Raw genomic sequence first — 14,121 nt, 5'->3', positions numbered from 1 at the left:
CAGAACATTGGAAGGTTATTTGACATGTCTAAATTTAGTATAGCATGAGATATTTTAAATTTTTATTGAAAAATATTGACAAACTATTAGCTGGTTTTGCGGAACAAGAAAAAATCCTGCATTTAAAACAGGATTTTTGATTAAACCTTTGTAATTTATCAAACTTTATTCTAAACGGTCAAACTTTTAAAACCGTAAACGGTTAATCTTTAAAAATCCACAATCAGTATAATGCTTATTCCGCCGTATCAGAAATCATATCATACGACAGTAGAAATTCTAACAAAAGATAATTGACAATAAATTCTGTAACCGTAAAAGGAACGTACATTCTATTATGGCGATATTTTGAAAAATTATTTAGTTATACTCAAGGATAAGAGACGAGGAGAATTAAGTAATGAATTATTAACAAGACACGTTACGTGGCAGAGGCTCGCTCCTGACAATTGTAATATTCTTTATCACCAGGGACTTAATTTATGCTTTTGCTTACACGCAAAAATGAGTCAATTTGAATTCAATTGCAGAAACCCTCTATTTTATCTATCCATTACTCTTCTATAGTTATTTATTAAATATCTGGTTATCCTCGTTTTTCTGCAAACTAAGCGGCTCCTCTCTGTTCACTGGTTTTTTCGACCAATAAGTGGCGAGAATCGGACCGGTAATATTATGCCATACGGCAGCAACCACACTAGGCAGGGCAGCTAATGGCCCGAAGTGGGCAGTCGCCAATGCTACACCTAACCCGGAGTTTTGCATCCCGACTTCAATCGAAATCGCTCTTCTAGTATTTTCATCCAGACGCAATACCAGTGCTGTTAAGTAGCCAAGCAGCAATCCCGCCGCATTGTGCATCATGACAGCCATAAAAATAAGGAATCCTGCTTTAGCAAGGCTAGCGGCATTTCCTGCGACAACTGCTGATACAATAATCATGATGGCCAAAACTGAAATAAGTGGAACGACTGATATACTTTTTTCCACCACTCGCGGGAGAATTTTCCTAATCACAATACCTAAGATGATAGGTAAAATGATGACTTGAATAATCGAAATGAACATCGCCATTGGATCGACAGGCATCCATTTACCTGCGAGCAATAATAAAATGGAAGGTGTGGCAATCGGTGCCAATAGCGTCGTAATCGACGTCATCGTAATCGACAATGGAACATTTCCTTTTGCAAGATAAACCATGACATTTGATGCCGTACCTCCTGGAACGGATCCAAGAAGGACTAATCCAGCAGCTAATTCCGCTGGCAGCTTCATCAAATAAGCGATTAAAAAAGCGATAAGCGGCATGATAACAAATTGTGCACATACGCCGATTAAAACTGGGACTGGGTTCGTTATTACGAGTTTAAAATCGACCGCTTTTAATGTCAGTCCCATGCCAAACATCACAATACCTAGTAATATCGTAATATATTTTCCAAACCCTAAAAAGGGATCGGGAGCCATAAAGGCGATGACAGCTGTACAGATGACCCATACGGCAAAATACTTTCCGGCAAACGTACTGATTGCTTCTAAAATTTTCATCATGACACCTCTATTTATTTATTCTTAAAATTTTATTTGGATTTAATAGCGAGTTTGGATCGAGCGCATGTTTAATCTTTTCCATCACCAGCAGTGCTTTTCCATGTTCTTTCTCTTGGTATTTCTGTTTTCCGACCCCGACGCCATGTTCCCCGGTACAAGTACCACCGCGTTCTAGAGCATACATGACAATCAATTCATTAAATTTATCGGCTTTTTTTATTGCATCCGAATTGTTCATATCAATCATCAATAGAACATGAAAATTGCCATCTCCAACGTGGCCGACAATCCCTCCAGGAAGTGCCAGCGAATCCAGTGCCTCTCTCGCATGTTCAATAGCCCCTGCCAGCTCGGAGATAGGCAGACAAACATCTGTCACCATCAGCTTTTTCCCTGGATATCCATGGACATAGGCATATGCTAAATTATGCCGTGCTTCCCACAATTGGTTTCGAGCAGCGTTATCGGTCTCAAAGTCAATGCTCTCACAATTGTGATCGTTTACAATCTCTTTCATAAATTCAACATCTTGGTTTAATCCAGCCTCATTGCCATGGAACTCTAAGAATAACGTCGGCTGCTCCTTATATGCTGTTTCACTATGCAGGTTGACTTGTTTCATTGAATGTTCATCTATAAGTTCAACCCTTGCAATCGGAACGCCCGCTTGTAAAATACTAACGACTGCTTCTACTGCATCATGGACGGTTGGAAAGGATGCCTTGGCTGCCAGTACAAATTCCGGTATACCATAAACTTTTAACGTCAATTCGGTAAAGCAGCCCAACGTTCCCTCTGAACCAACAAATAGACCGTTTAAATGCAGGCCGGATGAAGATTTTGCTGCTAAGTTCCCCGTATGGATCACAGTACCATCTGCAAGAACCACCTCTAAATCTCGAACCTGATCGCGCATGACACCATATTTTACAGATGTTGTACCGCTGGCATTGGTTGCTGCCATCCCGCCAAGTGTGGCATCTGCTCCTGGATCCACTGAGAAAAATAATCCGTATTTTTTAAGCTCACGATTTAACTGTGTCCGCGTCACCCCTGGTTGAACTTTTACAAGAAAGTCCTGTTCCTTAATCTCTATTATTTTATCCATGAGTGAAAAATCGATGGTCATTCCATGGTCATATGGAATGACATGTCCTTCTAAGCTAGTTCCCCTTCCAAAGGGCACAATCGGAACTTGGTATTGACTAGCTATTTTCATAACTTGACTAACCTCATCCGTTGTTGTTGGAAAGACAACAATATCCGGCAAACTGGCGGAATGGTACGATTCATCTCTGCTGTGCTGCTCTAAGATAATTTGATTGATCGTTACTTGACGAACAGGAAGGACCTTCCGTAGAGCCGTAACCAATTCTTCGTTCGTTGTTTGCATTTCATTCTCCCCTATTACCTAATCTAATGAATATGATTGCTCTAAATTGGTCATACCAATTTTCAAAAAGTAAAAATTGGTACAATCTTTTTATATTCTCATTGTACTAAATATTCTGAAAAAATCAATAATTATTTTTTTCAAAAAATTGTTTAAAAAGAAGGGTTTCTGTATCATTAAGGATGTCTATAGTATAGTGTTTAAGAGGTGACATAAGCGATGCCAGAACCAAGGAAAAAAACTTATCAAGTAGTTGTGGACCAAATAAAAGAATATTTTTTAAATGGAGAGCTAAAACCTGGAGACAAATTGCCTACAGAAAGAGAATTAGCGAACCTTTTTAATGTAAGCCGAACGTCTGTGAGAGAAGCACTGAAGAAACTAGAAATCAAAGGGCTTATTGAAATAAGACAAGGAAGCGGGAGCTTTATTAAAACTTCCGAGTCAAGTACATTAACAGTAGATCTTTCCTCCACGATCATACACGCTGAAAAAAAACTTATCTACGAAATACTGGAGCTTCGCCGAGTGCTTGAAGTGGAATGTGCATTTTTGGCTTCAAGAAGGGCAACTTCAGAAGATTTGGAACGGATTCGGGAAGCGCTGGAAATGATGGATCGTTCAAAAAATGATGTAGAATTAGGACTTCAAGCAGACGTAAGCTTCCATATTAATATTGTTCGCGCCTCACATAATTCAATATTTTTACAATTAATTCAAACTCTTAGTGAACATATGCACAACACCATTCAAGCTACCCGGAGGCACCGTTTGGCCAATCCTGAACGGGTACAGGATACGATTGATGAACATAAAGAAATTTATTTAGCGATCGCTTCAGGTGATGCAGACCTGGCAAAACATCTGATGGAAAAGCATATTACGCAAATTCGGAAAGAATTGGCGGAATCATCCTTAAGGTATTGTGAGGAAAACAGCAATTAGAGAAAAGGCAATCAAATTTATGAAAATACCCCCATCTTAAGTAATGGGGAGCATTATGGTTAAAATTGCATAATCAAATAAGAATTGAATAAAAATATCCAGGTCATTCGGGCATTCTATCATATTATGCCCTCTCTTATTTTCACCTAGACGAGTATTTATTGAAAAAAATCCATTAAATTCCTTTTTCCCTTTGTGTAGAAACTAATTCGGAATCCGCTATATGTATTAAGATTTGATGAATACTCCATTTTTTGGTGCAGGTTTAAATCGAAGCTCCTCTTCAGTAAGAACTTTAATAGCTTTTTAAACATCTCATATCCTTGACCATACTCTTCAATTAGTTCCTTCATATTTGGTCCCTCCAATTTTCATGTAAATTCTACAACAACAATCAAATAATATATTCTTCCCGATATATATCTTTCCTCTCCTTAATCAATTAAACTGACCTTTAACTGATTAAAGATCAAGAAAAATGGACTGCTGTAACAGTCCATCGTTGTTCAATTCTTGCGCCCGTTTGTTGAACAAGGAAAGCGATACTTATTCAAACATGGCAGTCTTAAATAATTAAAAAGCAAATAAAATTTTAATAGTTAGAAATTTCTATTAGATTACCATCTCGATCCCTAGTATAAATAGAGGTTATCCTATAAATTAGGCTTCATAATGTCCCATAAGACTTATACCAAAATCTAATCGTTGTAAATCCGCATTTTCCTGACGCTACCCCATGAAAAGCTGTATTTTTGAAATTCAAGAATTAATTTGTCCAATCTTTGACTAAGAGAAACAGTAGTTGGATGATTTAATCCCATTAGTAAGCCTATTTCAATAAGTTCACTTTTTAAGGAGTCAATTTTTATAAGTAATTGTTATTCTTGGGAAGATAGATCTTTAGTAGGGTTGGACATAATAATGAACTCCTTTGGTACAAAACTATAATAACCTTAACGAGTATATTCCAAAATTGTAATGTTGCTTTGAAATAAAGTTTGATCAAAAATACCTCGCAATCCTAAATTTTACGTTAAATAAAAAGAATCCATTTTGAAAAAAGATTGATCAAAATGGATTCTTCTTCAGCAGATTTAAGTTTGGTTTTTATAAAAAAGTTTGATCATTTTCCACATGTTTTGAACAACAATCACGCCCTTTATAGAGTATCTATTACACACGCTTAAATTGTTGAAGTTGTAAAAATAAACCTACAAGATTATATGCTTTTATGTCTATTTTACATTCAGCTTACATTATATACATTCATATTTACACTCATCTTCGTAGGTTATTTAGTTCAGTTAAGACTAAGTCAGATATCGGTGTATGTCAATCCTAATTACGCATAGTCCCACGTTGTCATGTTCATTCTTGTTCCTTCTGTTGCTCCTCCGGTTTTTGTCCAACAAATTGGATAATATGTGACAGTCCATTATGGAGTTCTCCTTCGTGACGGGCAACCTCTCCCATGAATAAGTGAACAATGCGCCATTCAGCAAAAATTTTCAAAAACTCTTCCGGTTTGTATAAAAAATCCAGATCTTGCGGTCCGCCACTTTTATAAGGGATCTGGTAATGTGAATACACCTCTGTCAGATAATAACCACCTGGCTTTACAGCTTCCTTTACACCCTGAAGTGTTTTCTGTCGAAGTTCTGCTAGGAAATGGCCAAAGATACATACAATTTCATCCCATTTAGCTTTATTCCAGTTTGCTTCGTTTAAATCTACAAGTTCAGTCGAAACCACTACACCCCGTTCTTCTGCGAGCTTATTTGTTTTTGCAAGCCCCGATTCCGCATAATCCCATGCTGTGACTTTCATCCCCTGCTCAGCTAAGTAAACCGCATTACGCCCTTCTCCTTCAGCTATAGCCAAAGCATCACCGGAAATTTTTATTTTCTTATGAAATTCTGTCAAAAAAACATTCGGTTCTCTGCCATAAACATAATTCTCTGTTTGAAAGCGAGTATTCCAATGGTTCATCTTTTAATCATCCTTTCTATGTAGTTTTTAAACCTCTAATTGCTAAATGAAATGTTTGAAACTAGGTTTCTGACTCTATAAAGGTGAATTAACCGAAATCAATCACAGGGACATCGAGCAGATTTGAAACGAAACCATGGATCAAAGCAGCCGGCAAGAGAATAATAATGCTCATGATCATCTTGATTTCATACAACAGATTAGTCTTTTCAATCTTTTTACCTTTGATGCGGCTACTAAATGCACTTATTGAGATACCATTGATATTCCCAATCATGATCGTTCGAATCGCACCCAATATCCCCCAATGCTTTTTCTGTTCCATATGCTTCTACGGTGCGATTCCATGCCTCCATGGATGGATTCCCTCTCGTATCCGCATAATGCTGCGCAAAAACGATAGCCGTCATTTCGTGATCAGAAATCCCTTCAGTGATTCCGGATAAAAGCATTTTATTTCCTCTTGGCTCATTCCTTGCTCCAGAGCGATTTTTGTATGAGAGTATGAACAAAATTCACAGCCATTCACTTCCGTTACTGCCAGCATAATCCTTTCAATAAGATGAGGTGTCATCTCATTCGTTTTTTTATTCTTTTTCATGTATTTGAATGTTCTTAAACCTTTATATAGAGCGACATAAAACTCTTTAACGTTATAAATTTTTTTATATAATTCCTGTCCCACTGTTACATCTCCTCCACGTACATATGATTGCCTGCATATTAATTGTTATAAACTAATATATCGATCCAAATCTTCACTGCGGTTGCAAAGATAAGTATAGCCAAAATGACTTGTAATACTTTCGTGTTTACCTTTTTCCCAGCTATAGCTCCCAGAGGAGATGCAATTAAACTTGCAACGACCATAATCATTGCTGGGATGTAATCCACTTGTCCTGTGGTAATTTTTCCAACCGTTGCACCAATTGATGAAATAAATGTAATCGCTAGGGACGAAGCAATGGTCATTCGGGTTGGGATCTTCAAGACGACTAGCATGATAGGCACTAGCAAAAATGCACCGGCTGCACCGACAATACCCGCACCTATACCCACAATGAAAGCAAGTGCTGCGGCTAACCATTTATTGAATTTCACCTGATCAAGAGAAATGTCGTCAATACCTTTCTTAGGGATAAACATTATCACAGCTGCAATTAATGCTAAAATTCCATACGTTAAATTAATGCCACCCTCTGTCATTACCTTTGATCCATAGCTCCCTACAAAACTACCTATTAAGATACTAAAACCCATGGATACAATTAATGATTTATTTAAATAACCACCCTTGCGATACGCCCAAACTCCTCCGATTGTCGCAAAAAATACTTGTACCGCGCTTATACCAGATACTTCATGAGCACTAAATGCTGCTAACCCAAATAATGGTGGGATATATAATAACATTGGATACTTTATGAATGAACCACCAATCCCTAACATTCCTGAAACATACGACCCGATAAATCCTATTAAGAAGATTGCAATAATAAATCCTAAATCCATTCGATCTCCTCCTCCTTTAAGAAAAGGGAACCTAGACTGGCCCCCTTATTCTTTAACCTTTTTTTATCCAAAATTTCAGTACATCATTTTCTTCTTCATGATTCAAAAATTCATGTCCACCAGATTTTGCCCATGCTGTAAGATCATTTTTTGCCCCTTTATCTGTTGCATGAATCTCTAGTACTTGGCCTGATTCTAGTTCATTCATTGCTTTTTTTGTTTTGACAATCGGCATCGGACATGCCAAACCCTTTGCATCTAATACTTTTGTTACGTCCATTATAAAACTCCTCCTATTATTCTGAATTAACGTACCGCACAGCGATTCGGTCCAATTTCCATTTCACGTTGCTTTTCTTTATCTGGCATAATTTTCCCCATGTTTGTTTCACGAATCTCTTGGTATGCATTTGGTTGCGGTGGCAAGTTTTCAGAGACTAGTTTTCTAAATTCAATTTCGTCTTCAATGTTTAAACCATGATTTTTAGCATACAGTGTACCTAGCTTTTCAGATACACTACCATCAGCGTTCAATTCATCGATAATCATAAAATGTGCTGGCAGAACGATGAGTTCCTCCGATAATTCTCTGTACCGTATATAAAGACTTTCTCTTAAATCTCCTACCCAATCTTCTGCCATACCTGCTAGATCGGGTCTACCAATAGAATCGATAAACAAGATATCACCTGAAAGTAAAAACTTTTCGTCCACAACAAAAGAAGTTGATCCAATTGTGTGACCTGGAGAATACAATGCGTGAATCGTTATCGTCGTGTTCCCAATCGTCACTTCATTCCCACCTTCAAGAGGTTGATACTTGAAGGTTACTTCCGTGGCATCCTTTGGTGGCAGCCAATAGGTTGCATTGGTTTTTTCTGCAAGTATTCGTCCACCAGAAATGTGATCGGCATGTAGGTGTGTATCAAAAACGTGTGTAATCTTTGCACCGATACTTTCTGCAAATTCAAGATAAATGCTAGTCATTCTTGTTGAATCAATAATCGCGATCTCGCCATTAGAGACAACTGCGTATGATAAACACCCCTTTCCGATCCGAACAAACTGATAGATTTCTCCTCCATCGTGTAAATCCCCAACTTTAACAGGTTCTAAATGCTCACTCCAGGCCTTCATTCCACCTGTTAAATAAGAAACAGTTCGTCCAACCTCAGAAAGCATATCAGCAATCATGATTGATGAACCTTCCTTGGCACAGACGACTAAAACATCCTGATCAGTCGGAATTCTATCAATGATACCCTCAACCCCATCAAGCAAATCAAAGTAAGGAACATTTAGATAGTCAAAGTTTTTTCCTTCAATTTTCCAATCTTGAAAGTCACTTTCATTACGAACATCTAAAATAAATAATGACTCTTTATTAAAGACCTTTTTCGTCACTTCTTTTGAAGTCATTGCTTTTACAGTCATAATTTTACCCCATATGGTATAATTTAAGTTAAAAAAATATGTTACTTAAAATGTCAATGTTACATCTGCATCTTGTGCGAACTCTAAAAACGTTACAGCTCCACCTACTTCAATTCCATTTACAAATAATTCTTTTTCTAATCCCATCACATCCATTGTCATTTGACATCCAATGAATTTAACGCCTAATTCTTGTGCCATTGCAACCAACTCTGGAATGGCTGGCACATTTGCTGTTGCAAAACCTTCAGCAAAATGTTCTTTCCCTTCAGGCATTGGAAGTTGTTTGTAGGCTTCATTATGAATTAAGTTTAACCCTTCGAATGTAAAGAAAATAGCTACTTCTTGATCTGTTGCTGCAGCTGCAGCTGCAGTTGCGATATTAAGTACTTTATATGCATCAAATAATCCACCATTACTTGCGATAATTGCTACTTTTTTATTCATTATTTTTTTCCTCCTAGTATTTTAATGCCATCATTATGTTAGTTGGATCAAAACCAAAGATCCATTTACCATTAACCTCTGTTTGAGGTACACCCATTTGCGCTGTTGTTTTAACAAGTTTTTCATGATTTCAGGTTTTGTTTCAACATTCACTTCCTGAAAAGAAATGTTTTGTTCTATTAAATAGTTCTTTAACATCCCACTATATGGACATCGTGTTGTTGAATGACTGTTATTGACTTCATTTTCAGACCTTCACCTAACGATTTATACTAATAGTCTCTCCTGACCATCCACTCATTCCTGGTACGACATTATTTACTTTAGTAAATCCCTTTTCTGCTAGCTTTTGTGCGGCAAAATCACTGCGACTTCCAGTACGGCAGACAACAAAGATATCATCTTCTTTGTTTAGCTCATCCAAACGATCATCTAATTCCCCCAAAGGTATTGAGATTGCACTTGGTATATGATTAAATGCATATTCTGCAGCTTCCCTTACATCAAGAACAACAATGCGTTCATTTACATCGAGCTTGTTTTCAAGCTCTTGATTATTTGTGACATGAGGATGCTTTCTTTCAAAAGTTTCCTCACTAGATGACTTTCTTAGGTAATGCTTTAATACTTCTCCTTCTTCAAGCGTACCTAAGTATTGATGACCTGAGCTCCCAGCCCACGCTTGAATATCTGCCTTTGATCCTTTATCTGTTGCTAGAACTTCCAATACTTGACCTTCTTCTAAATTGTTCATCGCCTTCTTTGTTTTTACAATTGGCATTGGACAAGCTAAACCCTTCGCATTTAATATAAGATCTGTTTTTAATGATTCCATTATTAAATCCTCCTATTTTTACCCACAAGGGTATTTAGTCAGTTAAAAAAATTACTCAATTTCACCTTCCCAAGCGAGCATCCCACTTGTCATATTAATGACATGATATCCTTGGTTTTCAAGGAATTGTGTAGCACGCCCACTTCTAGCACCTGAACGACAAACCATTATATACTCTTTTTTTTATCTAATTCGCTCAAACGAAATTCCAGTAACCCAAGAGGGATATGGATTGCCCCAGAAATTTTTCCTGACTGGACTTCATCTACTTCTCGAACATCAATTAAATTTATTGAATTCCCCTCTTTTAATAAGTTTTCTACTTCTTTTGCAGATAATTGTTTCATTGATTTCCCTCCTTTCTATCTCCAGGTACTTACGCCACCTCTTACGTTCTTTACCTGTTTAAATCCTAATTTCTTTAAAGTCTTGCTCGCCTTTTGGCTTCTCATTCCACTTTGACAAATTACAATAACTTCTTTATCTTTTGAAAGCTCCTTCACTGCTTGCTGGGCAAGCTGATGGAGTGGGATATTTTTAAAGCCTTTGATGTGATACCCCTTAAATTCTCCCGAGGTTCGTACGTCAACAAATTGCTTGTTCTTATCTTTTAATTCACTTGATAAATCGCTTGATGAAATCTGTTTAACACCTTTGGCCGGTATTATGCGTTGTAGGATAAAAAACAGAAAAAGTGCGAAAATGATATAATTGAGATATTCCATTTCGATCCTCTCACCCTCTCTAATCTTTGGTAGACATACTTAGAAATTAAATAAACAAGTTAACATTCCCATCTTCTGCGTCTGCCAAATAAGCAGCGACGCCAGCATATTCAATCTTATCTAAGAGTTCGTCTTGTTGAAGACCTAGAAGATCCATTGTCATCGTACATGCTACTAGCTTAATTTCTTGTTCTTGCGCCATTTCAATAAGCTGTTGTAATGATAGCGCATTGTGCTTTTTCATTACATCTTTAATCATTTTCGGTCCAAAACCGGCAAAATTCATTTTGGAAAGTCCCATTTTCTTTGCGCCTCTTGGCATCATTTTCCCAAACATTTTTTCCATAAACCCCTTTTTAACTACAATGTTTTCGTCTTTTCTCAATGCATTTAATCCCCAAAACGTGTGAAAAATCGTTACTTCGTGATCATATGCAGCTGCACCATTTGCAATAATATAAGCTGCCATTGCTTTATCGTAATCTCCGCTAAATAATACAATCGTTGTTTTTTTCTGTTCTGACATGTTCGTGCCTCCTAAAAGATTTTTTATTTTACTACCATTACCTATGGGGGTATTTTATTTATTAAAAAAATATCCCTCTTTCATTAAAAACAAAATCGGGTTTCTTTTTACCCCTATGGGTATAATAGTAATAAAAGAGAGTGTCAACCCTTTTATTTTTAACGACTTTTTACAAGTAAGTTTACTGCTTCTTTTACTAGTTCTTCTGGGTTACCTTCTCCATTTTCATTTGCTTTTCGGACACATTCCACTAAATTTGAACTAACAATCACTCCAATTGTTCGATCAATAGCTGTTCGTGCTGCAGATAATTGTGTAATTACTTCCTTACAATCTTTCTCTTCTTCCATCATTCTTAAAATTCCTCTTAACTGTCCTTCGATACGCTTTACTCTATTTTTTGATTGCACATTGTAATTCATGATTTTACCTCCTTCTAAATGTTACTTCACTTTTCATTTGGTTTTAAATCAATACTATTTTGTTACCTGTAATTGTACACCCAACGATTTGTTACCCTTTTTTGCAAAAAAAACGAATTGCAACATTTCTATCAAGTTGATTTGATGCAACAACATGTATCTTCCGTTTAAGTTTTTTGTAAGAATCATTATAGTCACTTACATCTATAATATATAAGTTCACGTTGGTACACCTAATTCCTAAAACGGGGATATATCTTTTGTACATAGTGATAAAGATAATAACTAGTATACTCAATATGGCGAATGTCATCTAGTTCCCCCTCAAACTCAACGTAAGAATTATTGATGCTAAAACATATAGTAATACCTATAGGGGTATAAAGTCAAGGCCTTTTAAAAAAACCCGATGAAAACCGATCTCAGAAAGTAGTCATTAGATCGGTATAAAAAGTAATAAAGTTAAAAGCTACAGTTATTCTATTCGACAATCGGGCCAGTTTATCGAATAAAGAAGAGCAAAAAAGCTAAGAAAATTTTTTCTTAACTTCTTGTGTATTGAGTAATTATTTTCTACCAACAATAAGAGAAACTGAACCATCTGCAGGGCTGAATGACGCAGCCACTTTTCTTCCACTAGCAGTAAATTTCTCTGGAATGGTATTCTTATATTCGAAGTGTTTGTCCATGTGCCTCTTCATGTACTTTTTGTTAGTTAAATAAAAAAATCCACTATCTTTTGAGATAGCGGATTTCTAAATAGGTCTAATTGAGGTTAGGTTTCTTTAATTTTACACTTGAAATAACAAACGCGATGACAAGAACAATTGTGGCAAATATATACGGCATATCGATATTGATATCAAATAAAATACCGCCAATAATTGGTCCAAGTATGATACCTAAGCTTGTATAAGCAGAGTTCATGCCCGCAATATACCCTTGGTTTTTCCCGGCGATTTTCGATAAAAATGATGTTACAGCGGGGCGTAAAATATCACAAGAGAAAAATACAATACTCGTCACAACAATCATTGTCAAGTAACCGTCTATTAAAATCGTTAGAAAGATAAAAATAGCAGTAGATAGTAAGGTTAAATTAATTAACATTCGTTCACCAATTACATTGACTAGTTTATCAAAGAATATAATTTGAGCAACAACACCAGCTATTGAACCAACCGTAATAACGATTGAAATATCACGAATTGTAAAGCCAAACTTTTCATCGACGAATAAGCTAAACATCATTTCATATACGGCCAGTCCGAACGCTAGTATGAATACAATCAGTAGTGGTGTGAAGTACTTTGGTTGAAATGATTTTTTAAATTCTTGTATAAATACTGGACGTACAGCGGATGCGCGATTTTTTTGTAGCTGTTCTACTGTAATCGAATCATCCAATAGAATAAAAATAATAATGGTAGCAATGAGTGAAATAGCAGCAGCAAAGAAGAACGGTGCGCGTATCCCGAACTCTGCAATCAGTCCACCAACTCCTGGCCCAATTATAAACCCTAAACTGATTGCAGCTGATTGGTAACCTAACACTTTTGCACGATTTGATAAGGTCGTTTTATCTGTAACGTACGTAACAACGGCTGGCATAATGAAAGCGGCACTTACACCACCAAGAAGACGGCTCACAAATAATAGCCAAGTTTCATCCGCAAAGCCAAATAGTGCCTCTGAAAATGAAAATAATAAAAGACCAATGACAATCATTTTTTTACGGCCGATTGAATCGACCCATACGCCTGTAAAAGGTGAAGCCAGAAACTGTGCAAAGGCCATTACAGCGAACAAGTAACCGACAACGGCACCATTTAAACTTAGTTCCTCTGCAATTGTTGGCATAACTGGTGAAGCAAGTCCCATCCCCAAATAAGCAATAAATAAACTAGATAATGCAAGTGCAATAGACACTTTTTCCTTTCGATTCATAATTGATTACCTCTAATTGATTGTAAACCAAGTCACCGTCCTATCTGTTGGAGGATGAAATGGATGCATTCACTTTCTTCATTGTTTGTACAATATTTTGTAATTGTTCTAAATCGATGTCAGAGAAGTGCTTCATTAGAAAATCTTTATCTGCTTCTTCACTTAATTTCTGATAAGTAAGACCTTTCTCTGCTAATACGATGAAAAACTCACGATGATTGTTTGGATTGCTCTCACGCGTAATGAAATTTTGAGCTTCAAGCTTGGCGAGTACCTGGCTTACTGCACTTTTGAAAATGGCAAATTGCGTCGCGATTTCATTGTAATACGTGGGTGTTCCATCTCATAAAACAAAATGGTTTCTTGTTGTGCTGTTAAATTGTAATCATTAA

At 36.7% G+C, this 14,121-nt stretch carries 19 protein-coding genes and 2 pseudogenes; 1 reads left to right on the top strand and 20 read right to left on the bottom strand.

The genetic code is table 11. The features are described 5' to 3' along the window. Positions 1–567: 567 nt before the first annotated feature. Together ACFFIX_RS18980 and ACFFIX_RS18975 are read right to left on the bottom strand one after the other, a co-directional pair. A complete protein-coding gene (locus ACFFIX_RS18980; protein WP_378936793.1) occupies positions 568–1,551 on the bottom strand; it encodes a bile acid:sodium symporter family protein in 984 nt (327 codons plus the stop codon). Between the two features lie 10 nt (positions 1,552–1,561). Then, entirely contained in the window at positions 1,562–2,947 is a 1,386-nt protein-coding gene (locus tag ACFFIX_RS18975) for an FAD-binding oxidoreductase (protein ID WP_378936791.1), read from the bottom strand. 219 nt (positions 2,948–3,166) lie between these two features. On the opposite strand from ACFFIX_RS18975, the gene ACFFIX_RS18970 reads away from it, so the two are divergent. Then, a complete protein-coding gene (locus ACFFIX_RS18970; protein ID WP_378936789.1) occupies positions 3,167–3,892 on the top strand; it encodes a FadR/GntR family transcriptional regulator in 726 nt (241 codons plus the stop codon). Positions 3,893–4,050: 158 nt separating this feature from the next. Here the strand turns inward: ACFFIX_RS18970 and ACFFIX_RS18965 are convergent, their stop codons facing one another. The 18 genes and pseudogenes from ACFFIX_RS18965 to ACFFIX_RS18880 form a co-directional block, all read right to left on the bottom strand. Then, positions 4,051–4,245 carry a hypothetical protein gene (locus ACFFIX_RS18965; protein WP_378936787.1) on the bottom strand — a complete coding sequence of 65 codons (195 nt, stop codon included), beginning with the start codon at positions 4,243–4,245 and terminating at the stop codon, positions 4,051–4,053. 345 nt (positions 4,246–4,590) lie between these two features. Beyond that, complete coding sequence (locus ACFFIX_RS18960) at positions 4,591–4,755, bottom strand: aspartyl-phosphate phosphatase Spo0E family protein (protein WP_378936800.1); 165 nt, start codon at positions 4,753–4,755, stop codon at positions 4,591–4,593. 505 nt (positions 4,756–5,260) lie between these two features. After that, on the bottom strand, positions 5,261–5,881 hold the full coding sequence (locus ACFFIX_RS18955) for an SAM-dependent methyltransferase (protein WP_378936785.1): 621 nt from the start codon (positions 5,879–5,881) through the stop codon (positions 5,261–5,263). Positions 5,882–5,969: 88 nt separating this feature from the next. Then, on the bottom strand, positions 5,970–6,206 hold the full coding sequence (locus tag ACFFIX_RS18950; protein WP_378936783.1) for a hypothetical protein: 237 nt from the start codon (positions 6,204–6,206) through the stop codon (positions 5,970–5,972). 81 nt (positions 6,207–6,287) lie between these two features. Next, positions 6,288–6,566: a carboxymuconolactone decarboxylase family protein gene (locus tag ACFFIX_RS18945; RefSeq protein WP_378936781.1), complete on the bottom strand. Its 279-nt coding sequence runs from the start codon at positions 6,564–6,566 to the stop codon at positions 6,288–6,290. A 38-nt stretch (positions 6,567–6,604) separates the two neighbouring features. Further along, a complete protein-coding gene (locus ACFFIX_RS18940) occupies positions 6,605–7,393 on the bottom strand; it encodes a sulfite exporter TauE/SafE family protein (RefSeq protein WP_378936779.1) in 789 nt (262 codons plus the stop codon). A gap of 52 nt (positions 7,394–7,445) precedes the next feature. Beyond that, complete coding sequence (locus tag ACFFIX_RS18935; protein ID WP_378936777.1) at positions 7,446–7,673, bottom strand: sulfurtransferase TusA family protein; 228 nt, start codon at positions 7,671–7,673, stop codon at positions 7,446–7,448. Positions 7,674–7,699: 26 nt separating this feature from the next. After that, entirely contained in the window at positions 7,700–8,827 is a 1,128-nt protein-coding gene (locus ACFFIX_RS18930; RefSeq protein WP_378936776.1) for an MBL fold metallo-hydrolase, read from the bottom strand. A gap of 45 nt (positions 8,828–8,872) precedes the next feature. After that, entirely contained in the window at positions 8,873–9,274 is a 402-nt protein-coding gene (locus tag ACFFIX_RS18925; protein ID WP_378936775.1) for a DsrE/DsrF/DrsH-like family protein, read from the bottom strand. A gap of 13 nt (positions 9,275–9,287) precedes the next feature. Next, positions 9,288–9,472, bottom strand: a pseudogene (locus tag ACFFIX_RS18920) (glutaredoxin family protein). 61 nt (positions 9,473–9,533) lie between these two features. After that, positions 9,534–10,109 carry a sulfurtransferase TusA family protein gene (locus ACFFIX_RS18915; RefSeq protein ID WP_378936773.1) on the bottom strand — a complete coding sequence of 192 codons (576 nt, stop codon included), beginning with the start codon at positions 10,107–10,109 and terminating at the stop codon, positions 9,534–9,536. A gap of 51 nt (positions 10,110–10,160) precedes the next feature. Beyond that, positions 10,161–10,456 (bottom strand): annotated as a pseudogene (locus tag ACFFIX_RS18910) (rhodanese-like domain-containing protein). 15 nt (positions 10,457–10,471) lie between these two features. Then, the gene (locus ACFFIX_RS18905) at positions 10,472–10,834 is read right to left on the bottom strand and encodes a rhodanese-like domain-containing protein (RefSeq protein ID WP_378936771.1); all 363 of its coding nucleotides are present in this window, start codon (positions 10,832–10,834) and stop codon (positions 10,472–10,474) included. A 46-nt stretch (positions 10,835–10,880) separates the two neighbouring features. Continuing rightward, positions 10,881–11,360 (bottom strand): DsrE/DsrF/DrsH-like family protein, encoded by a 480-nt coding sequence (locus ACFFIX_RS18900; protein WP_378936769.1) that lies wholly within the window; start codon positions 11,358–11,360, stop codon positions 10,881–10,883. A gap of 158 nt (positions 11,361–11,518) precedes the next feature. Then, complete coding sequence (locus ACFFIX_RS18895; protein ID WP_378936767.1) at positions 11,519–11,782, bottom strand: metal-sensitive transcriptional regulator; 264 nt, start codon at positions 11,780–11,782, stop codon at positions 11,519–11,521. A gap of 566 nt (positions 11,783–12,348) precedes the next feature. Then, a complete protein-coding gene (locus tag ACFFIX_RS18890) occupies positions 12,349–12,471 on the bottom strand; it encodes a hypothetical protein (protein WP_378936765.1) in 123 nt (40 codons plus the stop codon). A 76-nt stretch (positions 12,472–12,547) separates the two neighbouring features. Beyond that, the gene (locus ACFFIX_RS18885) at positions 12,548–13,729 is read right to left on the bottom strand and encodes an MFS transporter (protein ID WP_378936763.1); all 1,182 of its coding nucleotides are present in this window, start codon (positions 13,727–13,729) and stop codon (positions 12,548–12,550) included. 40 nt (positions 13,730–13,769) lie between these two features. Beyond that, positions 13,770–14,027, bottom strand: coding sequence for a MarR family winged helix-turn-helix transcriptional regulator (locus ACFFIX_RS18880; RefSeq protein ID WP_378936798.1), 258 nt, complete (start codon positions 14,025–14,027; stop codon positions 13,770–13,772). Positions 14,028–14,121: the final 94 nt, after the last annotated feature.

The organism is Metabacillus herbersteinensis, from assembly GCF_042433335.1.
Taxonomy (GTDB): Bacteria; Bacillota; Bacilli; order Bacillales; family Bacillaceae; genus Metabacillus; species Metabacillus herbersteinensis.
The sequence above is the reverse complement of the archived record's forward strand: the minus strand, read 5'-3'. Positions and strand labels throughout refer to the sequence as shown.